19 protein-coding genes are annotated in these 23,463 nt (G+C 73.3%); 5 read left to right on the plus strand and 14 right to left on the minus strand.

Annotation, left to right across the window (positions count from 1 at the left end):
* The first annotated feature begins 15 nt into the window (after positions 1–15).
* On the plus strand, positions 16–396 hold the full coding sequence (locus IG88_RS0110910; RefSeq protein WP_031038206.1) for a hypothetical protein: 381 nt from the start codon (positions 16–18) through the stop codon (positions 394–396).
* A gap of 65 nt (positions 397–461) precedes the next feature.
* Here IG88_RS0110910 and IG88_RS0110915 read toward each other — a convergent pair whose 3' ends face one another.
* The 4 genes from IG88_RS0110915 to hrcA form a co-directional block, all read right to left on the minus strand.
* A complete protein-coding gene (locus IG88_RS0110915) occupies positions 462–1,211 on the minus strand; it encodes a 16S rRNA (uracil(1498)-N(3))-methyltransferase (RefSeq protein WP_031038209.1) in 750 nt (249 codons plus the stop codon).
* On the minus strand, positions 1,208–2,293 hold the full coding sequence (locus IG88_RS0110920) for a nitronate monooxygenase (RefSeq protein WP_031038220.1): 1,086 nt from the start codon (positions 2,291–2,293) through the stop codon (positions 1,208–1,210). The genes IG88_RS0110915 and IG88_RS0110920 overlap by 4 nt, the downstream gene beginning before the upstream one ends.
* Positions 2,294–2,531: 238 nt before the next feature.
* Positions 2,532–3,671: a molecular chaperone DnaJ gene (gene dnaJ / locus IG88_RS0110925; protein ID WP_031038222.1), complete on the minus strand. Its 1,140-nt coding sequence runs from the start codon at positions 3,669–3,671 to the stop codon at positions 2,532–2,534.
* Positions 3,672–4,688 (minus strand): heat-inducible transcriptional repressor HrcA, encoded by a 1,017-nt coding sequence (gene hrcA / locus IG88_RS0110930; protein WP_030399874.1) that lies wholly within the window; start codon positions 4,686–4,688, stop codon positions 3,672–3,674.
* 157 nt (positions 4,689–4,845) lie between these two features.
* Between hrcA and IG88_RS0110935 the strand changes: the two genes are divergently transcribed.
* Positions 4,846–5,589: an MBL fold metallo-hydrolase gene (locus tag IG88_RS0110935; RefSeq protein WP_031038225.1), complete on the plus strand. Its 744-nt coding sequence runs from the start codon at positions 4,846–4,848 to the stop codon at positions 5,587–5,589.
* A gap of 34 nt (positions 5,590–5,623) precedes the next feature.
* Positions 5,624–6,436, plus strand: a complete 813-nt coding sequence (locus IG88_RS0110940; RefSeq protein ID WP_031038227.1) for a DUF3097 domain-containing protein — start codon at positions 5,624–5,626, stop codon at positions 6,434–6,436.
* A gap of 126 nt (positions 6,437–6,562) precedes the next feature.
* Here IG88_RS0110940 and hemW read toward each other — a convergent pair whose 3' ends face one another.
* From hemW to lepA, 4 genes are all read right to left on the minus strand, one after another.
* The gene (gene hemW / locus IG88_RS0110945; protein ID WP_031038243.1) at positions 6,563–7,795 is read right to left on the minus strand and encodes a radical SAM family heme chaperone HemW; all 1,233 of its coding nucleotides are present in this window, start codon (positions 7,793–7,795) and stop codon (positions 6,563–6,565) included.
* Between the two features lie 120 nt (positions 7,796–7,915).
* Positions 7,916–10,120, minus strand: a complete 2,205-nt coding sequence (locus IG88_RS0110950; RefSeq protein ID WP_031038246.1) for a SpoIIE family protein phosphatase — start codon at positions 10,118–10,120, stop codon at positions 7,916–7,918.
* 177 nt (positions 10,121–10,297) lie between these two features.
* On the minus strand, positions 10,298–12,175 hold the full coding sequence (locus IG88_RS0110955; protein ID WP_031038247.1) for an AMP-dependent synthetase/ligase: 1,878 nt from the start codon (positions 12,173–12,175) through the stop codon (positions 10,298–10,300).
* 296 nt (positions 12,176–12,471) lie between these two features.
* Entirely contained in the window at positions 12,472–14,340 is a 1,869-nt protein-coding gene (gene lepA, locus IG88_RS0110960; RefSeq protein ID WP_031038252.1) for a translation elongation factor 4, read from the minus strand.
* 237 nt (positions 14,341–14,577) lie between these two features.
* Here lepA and rpsT point away from each other — a divergent pair, with 237 nt between their 5' ends.
* Positions 14,578–14,844 carry a 30S ribosomal protein S20 gene (gene rpsT / locus IG88_RS0110965; protein WP_031038253.1) on the plus strand — a complete coding sequence of 89 codons (267 nt, stop codon included), beginning with the start codon at positions 14,578–14,580 and terminating at the stop codon, positions 14,842–14,844.
* Positions 14,845–15,091: 247 nt separating this feature from the next.
* Here the strand turns inward: rpsT and holA are convergent, their stop codons facing one another.
* Positions 15,092–16,081, minus strand: coding sequence for a DNA polymerase III subunit delta (gene holA / locus IG88_RS0110970; protein ID WP_199807439.1), 990 nt, complete (start codon positions 16,079–16,081; stop codon positions 15,092–15,094).
* A gap of 76 nt (positions 16,082–16,157) precedes the next feature.
* Positions 16,158–16,886, minus strand: coding sequence for a TetR/AcrR family transcriptional regulator (locus IG88_RS0110975; RefSeq protein WP_031038262.1), 729 nt, complete (start codon positions 16,884–16,886; stop codon positions 16,158–16,160).
* An 89-nt stretch (positions 16,887–16,975) separates the two neighbouring features.
* Between IG88_RS0110975 and IG88_RS0110980 the strand changes: the two genes are divergently transcribed.
* The gene (locus IG88_RS0110980) at positions 16,976–17,836 is read left to right on the plus strand and encodes an SDR family oxidoreductase (protein ID WP_031038265.1); all 861 of its coding nucleotides are present in this window, start codon (positions 16,976–16,978) and stop codon (positions 17,834–17,836) included.
* 125 nt (positions 17,837–17,961) lie between these two features.
* On the opposite strand, the gene IG88_RS0110985 is transcribed toward IG88_RS0110980, so the two are convergent.
* The 4 genes from IG88_RS0110985 to IG88_RS0111005 all read right to left on the minus strand — a co-directional run bounded on the left by IG88_RS0110985 (position 17,962) and on the right by IG88_RS0111005 (position 23,442).
* Positions 17,962–18,207: a hypothetical protein gene (locus IG88_RS0110985; protein ID WP_037835764.1), complete on the minus strand. Its 246-nt coding sequence runs from the start codon at positions 18,205–18,207 to the stop codon at positions 17,962–17,964.
* A gap of 30 nt (positions 18,208–18,237) precedes the next feature.
* On the minus strand, positions 18,238–19,119 hold the full coding sequence (locus tag IG88_RS0110990; RefSeq protein WP_031038271.1) for a YceI family protein: 882 nt from the start codon (positions 19,117–19,119) through the stop codon (positions 18,238–18,240).
* Positions 19,120–19,332: 213 nt separating this feature from the next.
* Positions 19,333–20,349 carry an N-acetylmuramoyl-L-alanine amidase gene (locus IG88_RS45290; protein WP_031038274.1) on the minus strand — a complete coding sequence of 339 codons (1,017 nt, stop codon included), beginning with the start codon at positions 20,347–20,349 and terminating at the stop codon, positions 19,333–19,335.
* Between the two features lie 480 nt (positions 20,350–20,829).
* The gene (locus IG88_RS0111005; RefSeq protein ID WP_078861473.1) at positions 20,830–23,442 is read right to left on the minus strand and encodes a ComEC/Rec2 family competence protein; all 2,613 of its coding nucleotides are present in this window, start codon (positions 23,440–23,442) and stop codon (positions 20,830–20,832) included.
* Positions 23,443–23,463 lie beyond the last annotated feature (21 nt).

The following is a 23,463-nucleotide window of genomic DNA, read 5'->3' on the forward strand; positions in this document are numbered from 1 at the left end:
ACTACCGTGGGTGCCATGGGCAACGACCGCAGACAGCGCGGGCTCGTCGTCGGCGAAGGGCCCGCCTGGCTGTGGAGCCACCGGCGCAAACGGGGGCGCGACGGCGTCTGGCGGGACGCGCTGACGCTGTACCGGGACGGTGTCCGGGTGCGGTTCGTCTTCCGCGCGGGCGCGCCCGGCTCGGGCCGGTGGACCACGGAGGGCGGCCTGTGGTACGAGGGCTGCGTGGGCGACGACCGCGGCAACCTGCTCAACCTGCGCGAACCCGGCACCGTACGGGCGCTGGTCGAGGAGGCCGGGCGGCGCGGCCTGTTGCCCGGGCCCGGGGGCCGGCCGGTGGAGCTGGACGGCTGGGAGCTGTTCCCCGCCGTCGTCGCCGCCACCACCGACGGCTGACCGGAGCCCGCCGCGACCCGCGCGGTCCGGCGCCGTCCGGTCCGGCGCCGTCCGGTCCGGCGCCGTCAGGACCAGCGGCCGGTGCGGGACAGCAGGACGGCGGTCGCGGCGGTGCCCGCGGTGGAGGTGCGCAGGACGCTGCGGCCCAGGCGGTGGGGCCGGGCTCCGGCCTCGGCGAAGAGCGCCAACTCCTCCGGGGACACGCCCCCTTCGGGGCCGACGACCAGCACGATGTCGCCGGTGGCGGGGAGTTCCGCGGCGGACAGGGGCGCGTCGCCGCTCTCGTGGAGTACGGCGGCGAAGTCGGCGTCGGCCAGAAGTGAGGCAACCTGCTTGCTCGTCGCCGCGTCCGCGACATCGGGGAAGCGGACCCGGCGGGACTGCTTGCCCGCCTCGCGGGCCGTCGCCCGCCACTTGCCGAGCGCCTTCAGGCCGCGCTCGCCCTTCCACTGGGTGATGCACCGGGACGCCGCCCAGGGCACGATCGCGTCGACGCCGACCTCGGTCATCGTCTCGACGGCCAGCTCACCGCGGTCGCCCTTGGGCAGGGCCTGCACGACGGTGATGCGGGGCTGCTCGGCGGGCTCCTCGCGCACGCCGCCTGGCACGCCGACGACCAGGCGGTCCTTGCCCTCGGCGGCCTTCACCACGCCCTCCGCCCAGTGACCGCGCCCGTCGGTGAGGACGACGTCCTCGCCCGCCCGCAGCCGCTTCACGGAGACGGCGTGGCGTCCCTCGGGGCCGTCCAGGACGTACTCCCCCGCGGGCAGGTCCTGGGGCCGCAGGGAGTCGACCACGAACACCGGTGCCGTCATCGGGTGCCGTCTCCCGTCGTGTAGTGAGTCAACGCGCTTCCGGCGGCGGCGAGTTCGGCGACCAGCACCTCCACCAGCTCCCCGGCGGGCAGGTCCCGGGCCATGCGGTGGCCCTGCCCCGCCCACAGCGCCATGCCCTGCGCGTCGCCCGCCTTCGCCGCCGCCTTGCGCACCGGCGAGGTGAGGTGGTGCACGTCGGGGTAGGCGGCGGGGGCGTAGGGGCCGTGCTCGCGCAGGAACCGGTTGACCAGGGCGCGGGCGGGGCGGCCGGAGAAGGCGCGGGTGAGTTCGGTGCGGACGAACAGGGGGTTGGTCAGCGCCTGTTTGTGCAGGTCGTGCGCGCCGGACTCGGGGGTGGCGAGGAAGGCGGTGCCGAGCTGGGCCGCGCTCGCGCCGGCCGCGAGGACCGCGGCGATCTGGGCGCCGCGCATGATGCCGCCGGCGGCGACGATCGGCAGGCTCACCGCCTCCCGGACCTGGGCGACCAGTGACAGCAGCCCGGTGCCCGCGCCGCCCGTCTCCGGGTTGTCCCGGTGGGTTCCCTGGTGGCCGCCGGCCTCGGCGCCCTGCGCGATCACCGCGTCGGCGCCGGACTGCTCGACGGCCCGGGCCTCGTCCGCGGTGGTGGCGCTGACCAGGGCGAAGGTGCCGACGCGGTGCAGGGAGTCGACGACCTCGCGGCTCGGGACGCCGAAGTGGAAGGACACCACCGGCACGGGGTTGTCCAGCAGTACGGCGAGCTTGGTCTCGTAGCCGTCGTCCCGGCCTCCGTCGGGGTCGCCCAGCTCCGTCTCGTACCAGGCGGCCTCACCGGCCAACTGGTGGGCGTAGACCTCCACGGCGGCGGGGTCGGCCGTCTCCGGCTGCGGGAGGAAGAGGTTGACGCCGAAGGGGCGGCTCGTCAGTCCCCGCAGATGCTTGATCTCCTGGTACATCCCGTCCGCGGTCTTGTACCCCGCGGCCAGGAAGCCGAGACCGCCCGCTTCGGACACCGCGGCCGCCAGACCCGGCACGGAGACGCCGCCCGCCATGGGCGCCTGCACGATCGGGTAGGGGAAGAGATCGGTCAGTGCGGAGGACATGACGGCATGGTGTCACGTCCTCCGCACAAGTCCGAATCCGGGCTTCCGTTGGCATACGCCAGAAGCATCCGCATCGGAACCCGGAGCGTCAGCGCCCGTTGAACGCGTCCTTCAACCGCGAGAACAGCCCCTGCTGTCCAGGCTGACTGTGCCTGCCCGGGGACAACCCCCGGACCCCCGGCAGACTCCGGCCACCACCCGCACCCGCGCGACAAACCGACGCCCACCGAGCCCGGCGTCAGCGCCCGTTGAACGCGTCCTTCAGACGCGAGAACAGCCCCTGCTGTCCAGGCTGGAACTGCCCCTGCGGGCGTTCTTCGCCGCGCAGCTTGGCCAGTTCGCGCAGGAGGCGTTCCTGTTCGGGGTCGAGCTTGCCCGGGGTGGTGACCTCGACGTGGACGATGAGGTCGCCCCGGCCGCCGCCGCGCAGGTGGGTGACGCCCCGACCGTGCAGCGGGATCGACTGGCCGGACTGGGTGCCCGGGCGGATGTCGACCTCCTCCATGCCGTCGAGGGTCTCCAGCGGCACCTTCGTGCCCAGGGCCGCCGCCGTCATCGGGATGGTGACCGTGCAGTGCAGGTCGTCGCCGCGGCGCTGGAAGGTGGAGTGGGACAGCTCGTGGATCTCGACGTACAGGTCGCCGGCGGGGCCGCCGCCGGGGCCGACCTCGCCCTCGCCCGCGAGCTGGATCCGCGTGCCGTTGTCCACACCGGCCGGGATCTTCACGGTGAGGGTGCGCCGGGAACGGACCCGGCCGTCGCCCGCGCACTCGGGGCACGGGGTGGGCACCACGGTGCCGAAGCCCTGGCACTGGGGGCACGGGCGGGAGGTCATGACCTGGCCCAGGAACGACCGGGTGACCTGCGAGACCTCACCGCGGCCACGGCACATGTCGCACGTCTGGGCCGACGTGCCGGGCGCCGCGCCCTCGCCGTTGCAGGTGTTGCAGACGACCGCGGTGTCGACCTGGATGTCCTTGGTCGTGCCGAAGGCCGCCTCGTCCAGCTCGACCTCGATGCGGATCATCGCGTCCTGGCCGCGCCGGGTGCGCGAGCGCGGCCCGCGCTGCGACGCCGTACCGAAGAACGCGTCCATGATGTCCGAGAAGTTCCCGAAGCCGCCCGCGCCGAAGCCGCCGGCGCCACCGCCGCCCCCGGCCTGCGAGAGCGGGTCGCCGCCGAGGTCGTAGACCTGCTTCTTCTGCGGGTCCGACAGCACCTCGTAGGCGGCGTTGATCTCCTTGAACCGCTCCTGGGTCTTCGGATCGGGGTTGACGTCCGGGTGCAGCTCGCGGGCGAGCCTCCGGAACGCCTTCTTGATCTCGTCCTGGGAAGCGTCGCGGCGCACGCCGAGTACGGCGTAGTAGTCCGTGGCCACCTACGACTCCGCCAGGATCTGTCCGACGTACCGTGCCACTGCGCGTACCGCTCCCATCGTTCCCGGGTAGTCCATGCGGGTCGGTCCGACCACGCCGAGCTTGGCAACCGCCTCGCCGCCCGAACCGTAGCCGACCGACACGACGGACGTTGAGTTGAGTCCTTCGTGGGCGTTCTCGTGACCGATCCGTACGGTCACGCCCGGATCCTTCGCCTCGCCGAGCAGCTTGAGGAGCACGACCTGCTCCTCGAGCGCCTCCAGCACCGGCCGGATCACCAGGGGGAAGTCGTGCCCGAAGCGGGTCAGATTGGCGGTGCCGCCGATCATCAGCCGCTCCTCGTTCTCCTCGACCAGCGTCTCCAGGAGAGTGGAGAGCACGGTGGAGACCGTACCGCGATCCTCGGCCTCGAAGGGCTCCGCCAGATCTTCCACCAGGGACGGCACATCCGTGAAACGGCGTCCCGCGACCCGGCTGTTGAGCCGCGCCCGCAGATCGGCCAGCGAGGCCTCGCCGAACGGCGCCGGGCAGTCGATCATCCGCTGCTCGACCCGGCCGGTGTCCGTGATCAGCACGAGCATCAGGCGCGCGGGCGCGAGCGAGAGCAGTTCCACGTGCCGCACGGTCGAACGGGTCAGCGACGGGTACTGCACGACGGCGACCTGCCGGGTGAGCTGCGCGAGCAGCCGCACCGTGCGGGCCACGACGTCGTCGAGGTCGACGGCGCCCTCCAGGAAGTTCTGGATGGCGCGCCGCTCGGGCGCGGTCATCGGCTTGACGCCGGCCAGCTTGTCGACGAAGAGCCGGTAGCCCTTGTCGGTCGGGATGCGCCCGGCGCTGGTGTGCGGCTGGGCGATGAACCCCTCGTCCTCCAGGGCCGCCATGTCGTTGCGCACGGTGGCCGGGGAGACGCCGAGGTTGTGCCGCTCGGTGAGGGCCTTGGAACCGACCGGCTCCTCGGTGCCGACGTAGTCCTGGACGATGGCGCGCAGCACCTGGAGCCTGCGTTCACTGAGCATGCGGCACGCACCTCCCGCTGTCGTCCGCCCGTTTCGGCCTGTCTGCCCTGTCTGCCCTGGCACTCACGGCTCGCGAGTGCCAGACTTCCCCGGCCCAGTGTACGGCTGTGGGGTACGCCCCCGGCAAGGCCGGGGCCGAGCCGTTAGCGTCGTCGCCGTGAGGGTGACTTGGGAAGAGCTGGGCTGGGAGCGGCTGGCGGACGGGGTGGGACGGTGCCGGCTGCCGGGCTGGGACTGCACGGCGGGGCTGGTGCGCGGCACGGACGCGGCGCTGATGGTGGACGCGGGGTCGAGCCTGGCGGAGGGCGCCCGGTTGCACGGAGCGGCGCGACGGCTCGCCGGCCGCCGTGTGACGCATCTCGCGCTGACCCACCCGCATTTCGACCACGTCTTCGGCGCGGCGGCGTTCGAGGGCGCGCGGGTGTACGGCGCTCACGGCGCCGCGGGTACGGCCGCGCTGTTCGCGCCGGGCGGACAGGGGCGGGAGGCGCTGCGCGCGGACGCGGCGGCCGAGGGGCTGGACGCGCGGGCGGCGCGGGAGGCCGCCGACGCGCTCGTCCCCGTCCGGCACGAGGTCCACGGCGAGCGGACACTCGGCCTGGGCGGCGGCCGTCACGTCCTGCTGGCCGACGTGGGCCCGGGCCACACCGGGCACGACCTGGCGGTGCTGGTGCCGGGCGACCCGGCGGTCGTCTTCTGCGGCGACCTGGTCGAGGAGTCCGGCGAGCCGCAGGCGGGCCCCGACGCCGTACCGTCCCGCTGGCCCGCAGCCCTGGACCGGCTGCTGGAGCTGGGCGGCGAGGACGCGCTGTACGTCCCCGGTCACGGAGCGGTGGTGGACGCGGCGTTCGTGCGGGCCCAACGGGACGCGCTGGCCGCCCGGTTCGGCGTGTCGCGCTGATCATCGCGCGGGCCTTCCTCGTATCGTCGGCAGAATGCGCCAGTACTCCGCCGACCTGACCCCTCCGTGGAAGAAACCGCAGCCCGTCCCCGAGGTGCCGGCCGACCCCGGCCTGGTGGTCGAGGAGCCCGGCACCGGGTTCTGCGGCGCGGTGATCCGCTGCGAGGCGGGCACGGTGACCCTGGAGGACCGCTTCGGCAAGCACCGCGTCTTCCCGCTGGAACCGCGCGGGTTCCTGCTGGAGGGGCGGGTGGTCACGCTGGTCCGCCCGTCCTCCTCCGCTCCGGCGCGCTCCGTCCCCGCCCGCACCGCGTCCGGTTCGGTCGCCGTCCCCGGCGCACGGGCGCGGGTGGCGCGCGCCGGGCGCATCTACGTCGAGGGGCGGCACGACGCCGAACTGGTCGAGAAGGTGTGGGGCGACGACCTGCGCATCGAGGGCGTCGTCGTGGAGTACCTGGGCGGCGTGGACGACCTCCCGTCGATCGTCGCCGACTTCGCCCCGGGCCCGGACGCGCGGCTGGGCGTCCTCGTCGACCACCTGGTGCCGGGTTCGAAGGAGTGGCGCATCGCGGAGGCGGTGACGAGCGAACACGCGCTGGTGGTGGGCCACCCGTACATCGACATTTGGGAGGCGGTGAAGCCGTCCTCGGTGGGGATCGAGGGGTGGCCCAGGGTGCCGCGCGGCCAGGACTGGAAGACGGGGGTGTGCCGGGCGCTGGGGTGGCCGTCGGAGAACACGGGCGCGGTGTGGCAGGCGATCCTGGCACGGGTGGGCTCGTACAAGGACCTGGAGCCGGAGCTGCTGGGCAGTGTGGAACGGCTCATTGATCACGTAACCGTGTCCTGAACGTCGTCCGGTCGTTGCCAGACGGGGCCTGGTGGCCTGCTCTCCGCCGTTGCGGAGGTGGTCCGTCGATCAGTTCGTCCACACGGCCGAGCAGTTCCTGCTCCCCGCGGAAGCGGGGATGACCCGTCAGTCCACCAGGTCCCGTACCACCGCGTCCGCCAGCAGTCGCCCGCGCAGCGTCAGCACCGCGCTCCCCGCCTCGTACGGCCCCTCCTCCAGCAGCCCCTCCGCCAGCGCCCGCCGAGCCGCCGCCAGCCCCGCCTCCCGCAGCAGCGCCAGCGGCACGCCCTCCCGCAGCCGCAGCTCCAGCAGGATGCGCTCCACGCGCCGGTCCTCGTCCGACAGGACCTCGCGCCCGGCGCCCGGTGACTTCCCCGCCGCCAGCGCTCCCGCGTACGCGCCCGGATGCTTCACGTTCCACCACCGCACGCCCCCCACGTGCGAGTGCGCCCCCGGTCCCGCGCCCCACCAGTCGGCGCCCCGCCAGTACAGCTCGTTGTGCAGGCAGCGCCCGGCGTCGGAGGTGGCCCAGTTCGACACCTCGTACCAGTCGAAACCCGCCGCCGCGAGGGTCTCCTCGGCGATCAGGTACCGGTCGGCGTGGACGTCGTCGTCGGTCATGGGGACCTCGCCGCGCCGGATGCGCCGGGCGAGCCGGGTGCCCTCCTCGACGATCAGGGCGTACGCCGACACGTGGTCGGGCCCGGCGCCGAGCGCGGCGTCCAGGGAGGCCCGCCAGTCGTCGTCCGACTCGCCCGGGGTGCCGTAGATGAGGTCGAGGTTGACGTGGTCGAAGCCGGCCGCGCGGGCCTCGGCGACGCAGGCTTCGGGGCGGCCGGGGGTGTGGGTGCGGTCCAGGATCTTCAGCACGTGCTGCTTCGCGCTCTGCATGCCGAAGGAGATCCGGTTGAAGCCGCCCTCGCGGAGGGTCGCGAGGTAGGCCGGGTCGACCGACTCCGGGTTGGCCTCCGTCGTGATCTCCGCGTCCGGCGCCAGCCCGAACTCGTCGCGGACCGCGTCCAGCATCCGCACCAGGTCCCCGGCGTCCAGCAGCGTGGGCGTACCGCCGCCGACGAAGACCGTGCGGACCTCGCGGGGGTCGTCGCCGAGGACCTTGCGGGCCAGGCGCACCTCGTCGGCGAGGGTGCCGGCGTAGTTGTCGCGGGAGGCCAGGACGCCGCCGGTGCCGCGCAGCTCGGTCGCGGTGTAGGTGTTGAAGTCGCAGTAGCCGCAGCGGGTCGCGCAGTACGGCACGTGCAGGTAGAAGCCGAGGGGGCGGTCTGCGGCCCCGGTGAGCGCGGACGCGGGCAGGGCGCCGTCGGCGGGGACGGGCTCGCCGTCGGGGAGTGCGGAGGGCATGCGTTCCATTGTCCCGTACCCGCGCGGGTCCCCGTTCGTGTGTCCCGTGCCCGCGCGGGTCCCCTTTCGTGTGTCCCGTACCCGCGCGGACCCCCTGCCCCCGCGCGGGTCCCCGCCCGCTCACTCCGCCTGGAGCACCAGCAGCGCCAGGTCGTCCTCCGGCGGCCGGGGCCCGAACGCGTGCACCAGCCGCCTGATGCGCTCGGCGACCAGCTCGGCGTCCAGACCCGTGCAGCCGGCCAGCGCCGCGGCGAGGCCGTCGCCGTCGTCGAACTGGCGGGAGCCGCTGCGCCGCTCGGTGACCCCGTCCGTGACGCACAGCAGGGTGTCGCCGGACCGCAGCTCGAAGGTCTCGCTGACGTACGTCGCGTCCTCGACGACACCGAGCAGGGTCTGCGGGCAGGCGACCGCGGTCACCGTGCCGTCGGGCCCGAGGAGCAGCGGCAGCGGGTGTCCGGCGGACGCCAGGGTGCAGCGGACGCCGCCGTCGAAGGGGACCAGCTCGCCGTAGAGCAGGGAGAGGAAGCGGGTCTGCGGTCCGTCGCCCGGGGCAACCGGTGGGCCGCCCGCGGCCACCAGGGCGCGGGCGGCGGCGTCGGCGGCCTCGGTGGCGTCGTCGAGCAGGAGCTGGTTGAGGCGGTCGAGGACGTCCGGGACGCCGTACTGCTCACGCGCCAGCAGCCGCAGCCAGGGCCGGGCGAGTCCGATGACGACGGCGGCCTCGGGGCCCTTGCCCTGGACGTCGCCCAGGGCGAAGCACCAGCGGCCGTCGTCGGCCGGGAAGAGGTCGTAGAAGTCGCCGCTGGGGCCGCCCTTGTCCCGCGGTTCGTAGACGAGGGCGCTGCGCAGGCCCGGGATCTCGGCGACGGCACCGGGCAGCAGGCCGCGCTGGAGCACGGCGCTGATGGTGGCCTGCCGGGCGTACTGGCGGGCGGCGCCGATGGCGAGCGCCACCCGGCGGCTGAGGTCCTCGACCAGGCCGGTGATCTCGTCGGGGAAGCCGGGCGGGCCGACGGGATCGCCGGTGTCCGTGCCGTCCGCGGTATCGGTGCCGTCCGCGGTGTCCACCGGGTCGGCCCGGCCGATGACCAGGGTGCCCAGGGGCCGGCCGCCCGCGACCAGGGGGTAGGCGAGCGCGGTGCCGCTCGTGCCGAGCGCCTCGGCGGGCCAGGGGTGGCCGACGGGACCGGAGCGCCACGGGTCGCGGGGCCGGGGCGGCTCCTTCTCCAGCGCCGCGCGCAGAACGTCGAGGTGCCCCTCCCCGGCATGCCACACGCGGGCCAGCCGGGCGCCGACGGACGCCCCGGGGTCGTCGCTCCAGGCGCCCCGGCCCAGGGCCTCGTCCTCCAGCCACACCCCGCACCAGTCGGCGAGCCGGGGCACCACGAGCTGCCCGGTGAGCGAGGCGACCAGATCCTCGTCGAGCTGCCCGGCCAGCAGGTCGGATGCCTCGGCGAGGAAGGACAGGGCCCCGCGGCCCAGCCACTCCCGGTCGCGGGCCCCGCACCGCCCGGTCCCCGCGGCGCCGTCACGCAGGCCGGGCCACTGCGAGGAGCGGACGGGCCCGTCCCCCGGACCACCGGAACCCGCTAGCCCGCCCGTGCCGGGGCCGAGTCCCCCGGCGCGGCCCGGCACCGCAGCGCCCGGGACCGCGGCACCGTCCCGCCGTGTCCTCCGCGCCTCCTCACCGTCCCGGGCGCGGCTCCGGTCGCCGGGGCCCTCCACTGCCGGCCACGCGTCCGGCTCCGCGGCCGGCTCCGGGTCCGGCGTGGGGGCGTCCGGACCACCCGGGCCGTCCGGGCCCTGGGCCGGCAGCCGCGCCCACACGGTCTTCGTGCCCGGGCGGTAGGTGATCCCCCAGGCCTCCGCGAGCGCGGCGACGAGCCGCAGCCCACGCCCGTACTCGGCGGGGTCCTGCGGTGCCCCGTGGTCGTCGCCGCCCCTCGGGGCACGGGAGGGATGCTGGTCCACGACCTCGACGACGAGAGTGCCGGTCTCCTCCACCTGGAGGCCCACCTCGACGTCGGTCCCGGCGTGCACGACGGCGTTGGTGACCAGCTCGCTGACCACGACCAGGACGTCGGTGGCGAGGTGCTCGGTCAGCCGGTCGGTGCCCGGCAGGCCGAGCGCGGTCCAGTCGGCGAGCGCGGCCCGTACCATCGCGCGGGCGGCGCCCGGCGCCAGCGAACTGCCCAGCAGCGTCACACGCGCCCGCGCGCACTCCTCGAAGCACCCGCCGGCGCCCCCGGCGGATGTCGCGACGGTGCGCGCCGGCGCCGCGCCGGCACGGGAGGCGGTCTCCCGCTGCGTCGGAATGGCCCCCATTGGACGTCTCCCCGGGCAGTTCGTGCGAATTCCTCACACTCGATGCCGACAGAGTGACAGACCGGCCCCGCACACGAGCACGGAGTTACCGAAGTGGACCGCGATGAGTGAAATCCGTGCTAAGCGAACGCTCGAAGACGTCCGGAACCCGCACGCGAACCGGACGTCCTCGAACACCTACGCCTCGCGCGCCCCCTCGTACATCTCCTCGATCAGGTTCTTGTACTCCCGTTCCACCACCGGCCGCTTGAGCTTCAGGCTCGGGGTGATCTCGCCGTGCTCGACGTCGAGGTCGCGGGGCAGGAGGCGGAACTTCTTGATGGTCTGCCAGCGCTGGAGGCCCTCGTTGAGCTGCTGGACGTAGCCGTCGACCATCTCGACGGTGGCCGGCGCCGCGACGATCTCCGCGTACGGCCTGCCCTCCAGACCGTTCTCCTTGGCCCACTCGGTGATCGCGGCCTCGTCGAGGGCGATGAGCGCGGTGCAGAAGTTCCGGTCGGCGCCGTGGACCAGGATGTTGGAGACATAGGGGCAGACGGCCTTGAACTGCCCCTCGACCTCGGCGGGCGCGATGTACTTGCCGCCGGACGTCTTGATGAGGTCCTTCTTGCGGTCGGTGATGCGCAGGTAGCCGTCGGGCGACAGCTCACCGATGTCGCCGGTGTGGAACCAGCCGTCGGACTCCAGCACCTCGGCGGTCTTCTCGGGCAGCTTGTGGTAGCCCTCCATGATGCCGGGGCCGCGCAGCAGGATCTCGCCGTCCTCCGCGATGCGCACCTCGGTGCCGGGCAGCGGCTTGCCGACGGTGCCGGTGCGGTAGGCCTCGCCGGGGTTGACGAAGGAGGCGGCGGAGGACTCGGTGAGGCCGTAGCCCTCCAGGATGTGGATGCCGGCCCCGGCGAAGAAGTAGCCGATCTCGGGGGCGAGGGCGGCCGAGCCCGAGACGCAGGCGCGCAGGCGGCCGCCGAAGGCCTCGCGGATCTTGGCGTAGACGAGCCGGTCGGCGACGGCGTGCTTGGTGCGCAGGCCGGCGGGGGCGCTCGCGGTGCCGGTGCGCTTGAAGTTGTCCTGGGTGACCTTGGCGTACTCGCGGGCGATCCCGGCGGCCCACTGGAAGATCTTGTACTTCGCGCCGCCGCCCGCGCGGGCCTTGGCGGCGACACCGTTGTAGACCTTCTCGAAGATGCGGGGCACGGCCGCCATGTAGGTCGGCCGGACCACCGGCAGGTTCTCGATGATCTTGTCGACGCGGCCGTCGACGGCGGTGACGTGACCGGCCTCGATCTGCCCGGAGGTCAGCACCTTGCCGAAGACGTGCGCGAGCGGCAGCCACAGGTACTGCACGTCGTCCTTGGTGACCAGACCGGTCGCGGCGATCGCCTTGGCCATGTACGACCAGCAGTCGTGCGGGAGACGGACGCCCTTGGGCCGGCCGGTGGTGCCGGAGGTGTAGATGAGGGTGGCGAGCTGGTCCTTGGTGAGCGCGCCGACCCGCTCCTTGATGAGCTGCGGCTCGTTCTCCAGGCGGGCCGCACCCCGGCGCTCCAGCTCGTCGAGGGTGAGGACCCAGTCCTCGGTGGTGTCCGCGCCGGCCGGGTCGACCACGACCACGTGCGTGAGGTCGGGCAGCTCGGCCCGCTTCTCCTTCGCCTTGGCCAGTTGCGCGGCGTCCTCGGCGATCAGCACCCGGCTCTCGGAGTCGGAGAGGATGTACGCCGACTCGTCGGCGTTGGTCTGCGGGTAGACGGTGGTCGTCGCCGCGCCCGCGCACATGATGCCGAGGTCGGCGAGGATCCACTCCAGGCGGGTGGCGGAGGCCAGCGCGACGCGCTGCTCGGGCCGCACGCCCAGTTCGATCAGGCCCGCCGCGATCGCGTACACCCGCTCGGCGGCCTGCGCCCAGGTCAGCGACTTCCAGTCGTCGGGGCCCTCGCCCGAGGCCGGCGGCACCGGGTAGCGGTACGCCTCGGCGTCCGGCGTGGCGGCCACCCGCTCCAGGAAGAGTCCCGCCACGGAGGGCGGACGGTTCTCGATCAGTGTCTGTGTGTCGCTCACGACATCCTCCGGGCCCGCGACGGTGCGGCTGGCTCAGGTGCGGCTGGATTCACTCTCGGGCGGTTGTTCGGGCCGTGGTCAAGCGGCGCGTCGGACTGGTGCCCGAGCACTTGTTTAACTCACGAGTAACTACGGGGCAGGCATCAGCGTAAAGGGCGACCGGCCCCCGCGTAAGAGTCCGCGCCCTGTCATTTCCTACAGACGCCCGCCCGTGACATGCGAAGAGACCCGCCGCACTTTCGTACGACGGGCCCCCTGCTGTCCGGTTTGGCCGGACTCCGCGTGCGGTGCGGCGGTTACTTCTTGCCCTTGGCCGACCCCGCGCTGTCGTCGCTGGACAGCACCGCGATGAAGGCCTCCTGCGGAACCTCCACGGAACCCACCATCTTCATCCGCTTCTTGCCTTCCTTCTGCTTCTCCAGCAGCTTCCGCTTGCGGGAGATGTCACCGCCGTAGCACTTGGCGAGGACGTCCTTGCGGATGGCGCGGATGGTCTCGCGGGCGATGACGCGGGAGCCGATGGCGGCCTGGACCGGCACCTCGAAGGCCTGCCGCGGGATCAGCTCCTTGAGCTTGGCGACGAGCCGCACGCCGTAGGCGTACGCCTGGTCCTTGTGGGTGATCGCCGAGAAGGCGTCCACCTTGTCGCCGTGCAGCAGGATGTCGACCTTGACCAGACTGGAGGTCTGCTCGCCGGTGGGCTCGTAGTCGAGCGAGGCGTAGCCGCGGGTCTTGGACTTGAGCTGGTCGAAGAAGTCGAAGACGATCTCCGCGAGCGGGAGGGTGTAGCGGATCTCCACCCGGTCCTCGGAGAGGTAGTCCATGCCGAGCAGGGTGCCGCGCCGGGTCTGGCACAGCTCCATGATGGCGCCGATGAACTCGGTCGGAGCCAGGATCGTGGCGCGCACGACCGGCTCGTAGACCTCGTTGATCTTGCCCTCGGGGAACTCGCTCGGGTTGGTGACGGTGTGCTCGGTGCCGTCCTCCATGACCACGCGGTACACCACGTTGGGCGCGGTGGCGATCAGGTCGAGGTTGAACTCGCGCTCCAGCCGCTCGCGGATCACGTCGAGGTGGAGCAGGCCGAGGAAGCCGACGCGGAAGCCGAAGCCGAGGGCGGCGGAGGTCTCCGGCTCGTAGACCAGGGCGGCGTCGTTGAGCTGGAGCTTGTCCAGGGCCTCGCGCAGCAGCGGGTAGTCGGAGCCGTCCAGCGGATACAGGCCGGAGAAGACCATGGGCCTGGGGTCCTTGTAGCCGCCGAGCGCCTCCTCGGCACCCTTGTGCTGGCTGGTGACGGTGTCGCCGACCTTCGACTGGCGGACGTCCTTCACGCCGGTGATCAGGTAGCCCACCTCGCCCACGCCGAGGCCGTCGGCGGCGAGCATCTCGGGCGAGTTGGTGCCGATCTCCAGCAGCTCGTGGGTGGCTCCGGTGGACATCATCCGGATCCGCTCGCGCTTGTTGAGCTGGCCGTCGATGACACGGACGTACGTCACGACGCCGCGGTAGGAGTCGTAGACGGAGTCGAAGATCATCGCGCGGGCGGGGGCGTCCTTGACGCCGACCGGGGCCGGGATGTCGGCGACGACCTTGTCCAGCAGCGCGTCGACGCCGAGGCCGGTCTTGGCGGAGACCTTGAGCACGTCGTCGGGGTCGCAGCCGACCAGGTTGGCCAGTTCCTCGGCGAACTTCTCGGGCTGCGCGGCCGGCAGGTCGATCTTGTTCAGCACGGGGATGATCGTGAGGTCGTTCTCCATCGCCAGGTAGAGGTTGGCGAGGGTCTGGGCCTCGATGCCCTGGGCGGCGTCGACCAGGAGGATGGTGCCCTCGCACGCGGCCAGCGAGCGCGACACCTCGTAGGTGAAGTCGACGTGCCCCGGGGTGTCGATCATGTTGAGGATGTGCGTGGTGCCCTCGTCGTGGGACGGGGCCCACGGCAACCGCACCGCCTGGGACTTGATCGTGATGCCGCGCTCGCGCTCGATGTCCATGCGGTCGAGGTACTGGGCGCGCATCTGCCGCTGCTCGACCACACCGGTGAGCTGGAGCATCCGGTCGGCGAGCGTGGACTTGCCGTGGTCGATGTGCGCGATGATGCAGAAGTTGCGGATCAGCGCCGGGTCGGTACGGCTCGGCTCGGGCACATGGCTGGGGATCGCGGGCACGCAGGGTCCTGATTCTTGAGGCGTCCGCAGTGTCTGCGGTCTCGGGTCTCGGGTCGGATCGATACGTAGCCTCCATGGTCCCACGGGTGGGGAGCCGGATGGGGTTTGGGACCCTCGCCGGGCCGCTGGTAGTGTGGGGGGCCGTGTCTCTTGCCCTCTCAGCGCGAGGCACTCCTTCAAGAAATCACCGGTACGGGACCCTCGCGGCCTCGTGCCTGAACCTGCAAAGGCTCATTCGTGGCGAACATCAAGTCCCAGATCAAGCGGAACAAGACCAACGAGAAGGCCCGGCTGCGCAACAAGTCGGTCAAGTCCTCTCTGAAGACCGCGATCCGCAAGGCCCGCGAGGCCGCCGCCGCGGGTGACGTCGAGAAGGCCACCGAGTACCAGCGCGTCGCTTCGCGCGAGCTCGACAAGGCCGTCTCCAAGGGCGTCATCCACAAGAACCAGGCCGCCAACAAGAAGTCGGCGCTGGCGCAGAAGGTCGGCGCTCTCAAGGGCTGAATCCCTTGACCGGATTCATCTGACCGGATTCATCTGGTCCGATCGCCGGAAGGACCCAGAGCGGGCCCTCTCTCATCCGCTCCCGTCCGGCACCCGGGATCCGTGCGCGGCCTGCGTTCGCCACGCGGGCACGGATCCGCGAGCTTGATCCGAAGGCCCCGGCGGCCGTCCTTCCCCAGGACGGCCGCCGGGGCCTTCGGTGTGTCCGGGCCGCACGGGCCCGGGGAGGCAGCCGGGAGGGACGGGCCTACGACCGTCCCCGCGAGCGCGCCGCCCGGGCGATGGTCACCACGGCCTTCTCCAGGGCGTACTCGGGGTCGTCCCCGGCGCCCTTCACTCCCGCGTCCGCCTCGGCCACGGCGCGCAGGGCCACGGAGACGGCGTCGGGGGTCCAGCCGCGCATCTGCTGCCGGACGCGGTCGACCTTCCAGGGGGGCATCCCCAGCTCGCGGGCGAGGTCGGCGGGGCGTCCGCCACGGGCGGAGGACAGCTTGCCGATGTTCCGCACGCCCTGCGCCAGGGCGCTGGTGATCAGCACCGGCGCCACTCCGGTCGCCAGCGACCAGCGCAGCGCCTCCAGGGCCTCCGCCGCACGTCCCTCGACCGCCCGGTCGGCGACCGTGAAGCTGGAGGCCTCCGCCCGCCCGGTGTAGTACCGCCCGACGACCGCCTCGTCGACGGTCCCCTCGATGTCGGCGGTGAGCTGGGAGACCGCCGAGGCCAGCTCCCGCAGGTCGCTGCCGATCGCGTCGACCAGGGCCTGGCACGCCTCGGGGGTGGCGGAGCGCCCGGCCGTACGGAACTCCGAGCGCACGAACGCCAGCCGGTCGGCGGGCTTGGTCATCTTCGGACACGCCACCTCGCGCGCCCCCGCCTTGCGCCCGGCGTCGAGCACGCCCTTGCCCTTGGCGCCGCCCGCGTGCAGCAGCACAAGGGTGATCTCCTCGACGGGGGCGGCGAGGTACGCCTTGACGTCCTTGACCGTGTCGGCGGACAGGTCCTGCGCATCGCGTACGACCACGACTTTGCGCTCGGCGAAGAGCGAGGGACTGGTGAGCTCGGCGAGGGTGCCGGGCTGCAACTGGTCGGAGGTGAGGTCGCGTACGTCCGTGTCGGCGTCGGCGGCCTTCGCGGCGGCCACCACCTCCTGCACGGCACGGTCGAGCAGGAGGTCCTCCTGGCCCACGGCAAGGGTCACCGGGGCGAGAGGGTCGTCGTTTGCAGTCTTCCTGGCCATCGCGACAAGCATCGCACGCACCACTGACAGCGCCGGACGGGCACGGTCCGACACCCCCTAGGGCGCCTGGGCGCGATCAGACATGCGACGCGCCACCGTCCGCTGCCAGGCGCGTGAGCCACTCACGCAGCAGGCGCTGCTCGGCGTCGCTCAGGACATCGGCGTCGTCGGGGAGGGCGGCGCGCAGCGCGCGGGCCGCTGCGGCGGGACCGGACTCCGCGGCGGGGAGCGTCGGCTCGGCGCGGGTGACGGCCGCGACCATGGACTCGCGCAGGACGGTCAACAGGGCCGGATCGCGGCGGTCCGCGGGGGTGGAGTGCCAGGTGGTGACCGCGCCCTGGCCGGTGGCTTGGATGATCTGGGCGGCCAGCTCCTCGTCGACCCGCAGCCACCCCCCGGCCGCCAGCCGACGCACCCGCCCACGGAGGACCTCCAGGCCCGCGCGGTGTGCCGCCTCCGGTCCCCGGCCGGTGGCCCTGTTCATCACCGCGAACAACTCCGGGCGACAGACCCCGAACTCGACCACCCCGTCCCAGCCGCGGCGCAGTTCCTCCACCGGGTCCTGGGGGGCGGGGTCGAGCTGCGCGCGCTTTCTCTCCAGGAACTGCGCGTAGCCGTGCTCGGCGACGGCCTCGAGGAGCCCCTCCTTGTCGCCGAAGAGGCGGTAGATCGCCGGCGGCTGCATGCCGGCCGCGGCCGCGACCGCGCGGGTGCTCACCGCGTCAGGGCCGCCGTTCTCCAGCAGCTCGACGGCCGCCTCGACGATGCGGCGCCGAGGGCTGTCGGTGGAGTCGCGTGTAACCATGAACCGATGGTACCGAGAATTTGTTTCCAGCGGAATTTCCGGTGTTATCGTTGAAGCGATTCCACCGGAAACAGTGTCGGGAGAACCCAGTGATCATCGTGACCGGAGCCACCGGAAAGCTCGGCCGCCGCATCGTCGAGCGCCTCCTGGAGCGTGTCTCCGCCGACCGCGTCGGCGTCAGCGTCCGCGACCCCCGCAAGGCCCAGGACCTCGCCGACCGCGGCGTCCGCGTCCGACAGGGGAGCTTCGACGATCCCGCCTCGCTCGTGCGCGCCTTCGAGGACGCCGGGCAACTGCTCCTCGTCTCCCTCGACCGCACGGGCAGGGAGTGCGTCAGCGGCCACCGCGCCGCCATCGACGCCGCCGTGAAGGCCGGCGTCGGCCGCATCCTCTACACCAGCCAGACGGGCGCCGCCCACGACTCCCAATTCCAGGCATGCCGCGACCACGCCCGGACAGAGGACCTGCTGCGCGCCACCGGCCTGCCCTGGACCGCGCTGCGCAACGGCTTCTACGCCTCCAGCGCCCTGCAGTTCCTGGAGTCCGCCCGCCACACCGGGGACATCGCCCTTCCCGCCGACGGCCCCGTCGCCTGGACCGGCCACGACGACCTCGCCGAGGCCACCGCGGCGATCCTCGCCGAGGAGCACCGCTTCGAGGGGCCCACCCCGCCGCTCACCGGCCCGGCGGCGCTCGACTTCGACACCGTCGCCGACATCGCGTCCCAGACCACCGGACGGCCCTTCACCCGCACCGTCGTCCCCGACGACGCCTTCCGCGAGCAGGTCCTTGCGCACGGCACCCCGGCCCCGATCGGCGACCTGATGCTGAGCATCTTCGCCGCGGCTCGGAATGGCGAGTTCACCGCTGTCGACTCGACGCTGGCCGAGCTGATCGGGCGAGAGCCCGCCACCTTCCGCACCCAACTGGAGCATGCCTGGGCCGAATAGCACCGGTGGGGCCCGCAGGCGGCCCCGGCCCGACTCGCCGCCCACGAAGGGATCGCCCTCTGTCGCCCGAGACGTCGGTCACCGGATCGGCGGCCTCGGGCACGAACCCGGATTCCGCACCACCGCTAGGGCTCCTCGCGCCAGCCCTCCCACTCCCCCGCGAACGCGTCCAGCTCGCCGGGGTCCAGCGCGTTCCGCTCGTCCGTCAGGACGACCAGCCACTGGGCGTCCTCGGCGTCGTCCTCACCGGCCAGGGCGTCCCGCATGATCCGGGGCTCCTCGTCGGTCCCGAACCGCTCCCCGAGCGCCTGGGCCGCCTCCTCGGCGGCGTCGCGGTCGGGCAGTACCAGTACATGTCTCACGTCGCTCACGGGAGCCATTGTCGATCAGCTCCCGGGCGGTCAGCCCTTGGGGACGATCTGCACGTCGAGCTCGATGCGGATGCTGGGGCCGACCACCGCGATGCCGCGGGCCAGCATCGTCTGCCAGCTCACCGTGAAGTCGTCGCGGTGCAGCTCGGTGGTGGCGCGGCAGGCGGCCCGCGTCTCGCCCTCCATGCCGTTGCCGAGGCCGAGGTACTCCGTGTCCAGGGTGACCGTGCGCGTCACACCGTGCAGGGACAGCGCTCCGGTGACGGCCCAGCGGTTGCCGCCGCGGTGGGCGAACCGGTCGCTGTAGAACTCCAGGGTCGGAAAACGCTCCACGTCCAGGAAGTCCGCCGAGCGCAGGTGGTCGTCACGCATCTTCACGTTGGTGTCGATGGAGGCCGCGTCGATCACGACGTGCATCGCCGACTGCTGCATGTCGTCGGCGATGCGCACGGCGCCCGCGAAGGAGTTGAACCGGCCGTGGATCCGGGCCAGTCCGATGTGCCGTGCGGTGAACGCGATCGAGGAGTGCGCCGGCTCTATCTCCCAGTCCCCCGACGCGGGCAGCTCCGGCGGCTGGGCGACCTGGAGCGTCACGTCGCCGAGCGAGGCCAGCGTGTCCTCGACGACCGTGACGGAGGCGCGGTAGGGGGTGTAGCCCTCGGCGGACACGGCGAGCCGGTACTCCCCCGCGGGCACCGTCGTCACGAACGAACCGAAGGGGTCCGTACTGCCGCCGACCACCTTGCGCCCCATGGCGTCGCTGACCGTGAACTCCGCGTTCGGCACCGGGGCGCTGACGGGGTCGAGCACCCGGCAGCTCAGCACTCCCGCGTCCGGCGGGGTGTGCACCGACGCCAGGGGACCCGTCCGTTGCATCCGCTTCGTTCGGCTTCCCAGCAAGCGGCCGATCATTGGCGACACCCTCTGCACGACATCGAAGAATTAGTTGTCTGGGCAAACATTCGATCACCGATGTGGCTTTCGAGGCAACACGGGACTACATCACAGCAAACCGTCACATGTGCCGGCAGTCGGCGGGAGACGCCCTCTGTGCTCCGGTTTCACCGCACCGGGCGGGATTTCTCACAGCGCCCGCACAGGCACCGGGTCCCGGGCAGCGCCTCCTCATGCCTCCCAGTACAGGCCGCGGACCTTCGCACTCGTGATGGTGACCGGGGTCTGGTCGCCCGCGTCGGGCGGGTAGTAGGCGAACTCGAAGCGCACCCTCTCGTTGGCGACGACCGAGCCGCTGTTCCCGAAGTCCGGATAGCTGCCGCCGGTGGTGCCCAGCCGCTCGACGATCGGACCCGTCCACCTGCTTCCGTCCGGCCGCAGGTGGTAGAAGCGGCCCTGGAGGGTGGCGCCGGGCGGCACGACCATCTGGAGGTGGGCCGTGGCCTGGTAGTGGGACGCGCCGGTCAGCAGGTCCGCCCCGCCCACGGTGAGCGTCGTCCACTTCCGGGGCGTGATCCGCTGGTCGTCGTCGCCGGTTCGGCTGATCGCTCGCGGCATGTCTTCCTCCTCGGATGCGCCGGGCGTCCAGCCGGCGGGGTGGTTGAGGCGTTCTGCGACCCTGGCGCGCATCGATGCCATGGTGAATCCGCGCGGGTCGATCTTTCCGGGCTGCCACTCCAGGTGGCCGATGACGGACCGCCCGTTCCAGCCGTGGTGGCGGCACACGGCCGCGGCGGCCCGTTCGATCGCGTCCAGTTGTGCCGCGGGCCAAGGGTCCTTGCCGTCGCCGAGGTTCTCGCACTCGAAGCCGTAGAAGTGGCGGTTGCCGTCGGTGTCGGCCTCGTTGTCCGGGGGCAGCGCCTTCTCGGCGATGACGGCGCGCAGCACGTCGCCGTCGCCCAGGCCGGCGTGGTTGGCGCGGCCGTACCCGACCAGGTGCACGCGGCCGTCCTTGGTGATGACGCCGTGGCACAGGGGGCCGGGCAGGCTCTCGTAGCCCTTGCGGCAGATGTCGACGGTGGCGGCGCTGCCCCGGGTCACGGTGTGGTGGATCATCACTCCGTGGACGGGGCCCCACGGTCCCTTGTGGTTGCGGTTGTGGCTGCGCCAGTCGCCCACTTCTACGACGGTGAGGCCCTCGTCGCGCAACGCCTTCAGGAAGCCGCCCGCGGTCATGGGGGCGGCCATCACACACGCTCCGACGACGGCCGGGCGGCCGGCCGGGCGGCCTCGCCCGGCAGGTGCGCGACGGTGTGCCCCGGGCTGGGGGCGGGAGGTTGGGGCATGGGCTGCTCCTTCTGCGGTCGTTCGGGCGTCCGTTGACGAAGCCCTCGCGGGCGAAGCCGTCGTCGGCCGGGCGGCTTCGAGGCCTTGGGACGCTGGAAGCGGAGGGTGGGGGCGCTGGTGGGGGATGCGCTGGTGATGGGGCGCGCTGGTGGGGGATGCGCTGGTGGTGGGACGCTGATGGGGGGGACGATCGGCCGGGCGCGTCGGCTGCGCCGCACGGTGGCGTCGTTCTTCCGTGCTGGTGCTGGTCTGGAAATTCCCGGTGCCCGCCCGGCCTACGCCTCCCACGGCACAGCGGAACCGGAGCGGTGCGCGTTTCGGCCAAGTGCTGGGCCTGCGCGCCCGGGTGAGCGCGGCCCGGCCGGACGTCCCGCCCGGGTCTCAGTCACCCGCCACCCGCAGCTCCCTCCCCGTACCGGCGACCGCCAACGCCCCGTCCCGGTCCGTGCGCAGCACCGTCGCTCCCTGGGCCCGCAAGGCCGCCACGGTGCCGGGTGCGGGGTGGCCGTAGGTGTTGTCCTCGCCGCAGCTGACGAGGGCCAGACGGGGGGCGACCCGCCGGAGGAACGCGAAGTCCTGGTGGGCCGAGCCGTGGTGGGCCACCTTCAGCACCTCGGCGCCTGCCAGCTCCGCTGCCACCGGGGAGCGGGCCAACTCCCGCTGGGCCGGGGGCTCCAGGTCGCCGAGAAGGAGCAGACGCATGCCCGCCGTCCGGACCAGGAGGGTGACGCTGGCGTCGTTGGGGCCGCTTCCGGTGCCTGGTGCCGTGGCCGTCGGCGGGCTCGGCGGGGGCCACACCACCTGCCAGGACAGCGGGCCGGAGCGACGCCGGTCCCCGGCGGCCGCGTGCCGCAGGGGAATGCCGGCGGACTCCGCCTGCCTGTGAACGAACTCCGCCTGATCCGCGGGTTCTTCGAGGGCGGTTGTCTCGATCGCGCCCACCGGGCGGCCCCGCAGTACGCCGGGCAGCCCGGCCACGTGGTCGGCGTGGAAGTGGGTGAGCAGGACGAGGGGGACGCGGGTGATGCCGAGGGAGCGCAGGCAGCGGTCGACCAGGGCGGGGTCGGGGCCCGCGTCCACGACGACGGCCGCCCCCTGCCCCGCCGCGAGGACCAGTGCGTCGCCCTGGCCCACGTCGCACATCACCATCCGCCAGCCGGGCGGGGGCCAGCCCTTGATCACCCGGGCCAGCGGGGGCGGCTGCACCACGACGAGGATCAGGAGCAGGGCGCACAGGCCGCACCACCACGGGTGCCGCAGCAGGCGGCGGCCCACCAGCAGCACCCCGGCCGTGACGAGGGCCAGCAGCGCAGCCCCGGCCCAGTTGCCCGGCCAGTCCACTCCCGCACCGGGCAGCGCGGCCCCGGTGCGGGCGATCCCCGCGATCCACTCGGCAGGCCAGCCCCCGCACCAGGCCAGGGCCTTGGCCAGCGGCATCGCCACCGGTGCCGTCGCCAGTGCCGCGAAGCCGAGCACCGTGGCCGGGGCCACCGCGAACTCCGCCAGCAGGTTGCACGGCACACCCACCAGGCTCACCCGCGCCGACAGCACCGCGACCACCGGCGCGCACAGGGCCTGCGCGGCACCCGCGGCGGCCAGTGCCTCCGCCGGGCGGGGCGGCACCCCCCGTCGGCGCAGTCCCGCGCTCCACCGCGGGGCGATCGTGAGCAGCGCCCCCGTGGCCACCACGGAGAGCACGAAGCCGTAACTGCGGGCCAGCCAGGGGTCGTACAGCACCAGCAGCAGTACCGCCGTCGCCAGAGCCGGCAGCAGGGTTCTGCGGCGTCCGGTGGCCAGCGCGAGCAGGGCGACGGATCCGCAGGCCGCCGCGCGCAGCACGCTCGGGTCGGGCCGGCACACGACGACGAAGGCCAGCGCGAGCACTCCGCCCAGCAGGGCGGTGGTCCGCAGGTGCAGGCCGAGGCGGGGCGCCAGGCCACGGCGCTCGCTGCGCTGGGCCAGGCCCGGTGGGCCGAGGAGCAGTGCGAGCACGATGGTGAAGTTGGCTCCGGAGACAGCCAGCGTGTGGGTGAGATCGGTCTCCTTGAACGCCTCCTCCAGCTCCGGCGTGACGCGCGCGGTGTCGCCGACGACCAGGCCGGGCAGCAGCGCCCGCGCGTCGGCGGGCAGGTCCTCGGTCGCCTCGCGCAGGCCGGCCCGCAACCGGCCCGCGAGCCGTTGCACCGCCGAGGGCTCCGACGTCCGCTCCGGTGCCTGCCCGCCCGCCCGGACGCGCAGCACCGCGGCGATCCGGTCGCCCCGCTGTCTCGGGGGCGCGAGCCGGGCGGTGACGCGGAACCGCGTGGTCGGCAGCAGGCTCAGCCAGCGGGCGGGGGCGGGTTGCGCGCGGGGCGGCTTGCCCTGCACGCCCACCTCCACGTCCACGAGCACGAGGACCGGTGTCCTGGCCGTCACCGTCCTCCCGCCCCGCTCGGTCACCCGTCGCACGTCCGCCTCGATCAGCACCGTGGGCGGCACCGCACGGTCGCCCCGGACGCGGGGCCGGGTGAGGCGGGGGTCGGCCGTGACCTCCACCTCGGCGGTGACGGTGGCGTACCGCCGCGCCAGCTCGGGCACGGGGCCCCTGCGCAGGTCCGCGCCGTGCAGCGCGGCCGAGGCGGCGGACGCGGCGACGCACAGGAGGACGGCGGCGGCCACCGGCGCGTGGTGCCGACCGCGCCTCGCCGGGCCCAGCAGGAAGGCACCGGCCAGCAGCACACCGGCCGCCACCACCCCCGCCGCCCAGCCGGCCGGCACGTCCAGCGTCAGTGCCGCCGTCGCCCAGGCCGCCAGGGCGGGCGGGACCAGACGCAGGTCGGCGGGGCCCTCCTGGCGGGGGTGGGCCGCGCCCAGCCGGTGGCCGGAGGCGGCGTGCACGGCGGCCCGCGGGCGCCTCGCCGGTGGCTCCGGCGGCCCGTCGCGCCCGTCCGGCGGCTCCCGCCGGCCCGGGCGGGCCGCTCCCCTCACGTCCGTGTTCACGGCCGCACGAGTCATGTCCGTGTTCACGGCCGCACG

It is taken from the genome of Streptomyces sp. NRRL F-5650 (assembly GCF_000721365.1).
GTDB classification, from domain to species: domain Bacteria; phylum Actinomycetota; class Actinomycetes; order Streptomycetales; family Streptomycetaceae; genus Streptomyces; species Streptomyces ardesiacus.

Excerpts from the sequence above, each read along its gene's own strand:
- IG88_RS0111005 (WP_078861473.1), bottom strand. The coding sequence starts at position 23,442 with ATGACTCGTGCGGCCGTGAACACGGACGTGAGGGGAGCGGCCCGCCCG.
- IG88_RS0110915 (WP_031038209.1), bottom strand. The coding sequence starts at position 1,211 with ATGACGGCACCGGTGTTCGTGGTCGACTCCCTGCGGCCCCAGGACCTG.
- hrcA (WP_030399874.1), bottom strand. The coding sequence starts at position 4,688 with ATGCTCAGTGAACGCAGGCTCCAGGTGCTGCGCGCCATCGTCCAGGAC.
- IG88_RS45290 (WP_031038274.1), bottom strand. The coding sequence starts at position 20,349 with ATGGCCGCCCCCATGACCGCGGGCGGCTTCCTGAAGGCGTTGCGCGAC.
- IG88_RS0110940 (WP_031038227.1), top strand. The coding sequence starts at position 5,624 with ATGCGCCAGTACTCCGCCGACCTGACCCCTCCGTGGAAGAAACCGCAG.
- hemW (WP_031038243.1), bottom strand. The coding sequence starts at position 7,795 with ATGCCCTCCGCACTCCCCGACGGCGAGCCCGTCCCCGCCGACGGCGCC.
- IG88_RS0110990 (WP_031038271.1), bottom strand. The coding sequence starts at position 19,119 with ATGATCGGCCGCTTGCTGGGAAGCCGAACGAAGCGGATGCAACGGACG.
- holA (WP_199807439.1), bottom strand. The coding sequence starts at position 16,081 with ATGGCCAGGAAGACTGCAAACGACGACCCTCTCGCCCCGGTGACCCTT.
- IG88_RS0110920 (WP_031038220.1), bottom strand. The coding sequence starts at position 2,293 with ATGTCCTCCGCACTGACCGATCTCTTCCCCTACCCGATCGTGCAGGCG.
- IG88_RS0110950 (WP_031038246.1), bottom strand. The coding sequence starts at position 10,120 with ATGGGGGCCATTCCGACGCAGCGGGAGACCGCCTCCCGTGCCGGCGCG.
- IG88_RS0110910 (WP_031038206.1), top strand. The coding sequence starts at position 16 with ATGGGCAACGACCGCAGACAGCGCGGGCTCGTCGTCGGCGAAGGGCCC.
- IG88_RS0110975 (WP_031038262.1), bottom strand. The coding sequence starts at position 16,886 with ATGGTTACACGCGACTCCACCGACAGCCCTCGGCGCCGCATCGTCGAG.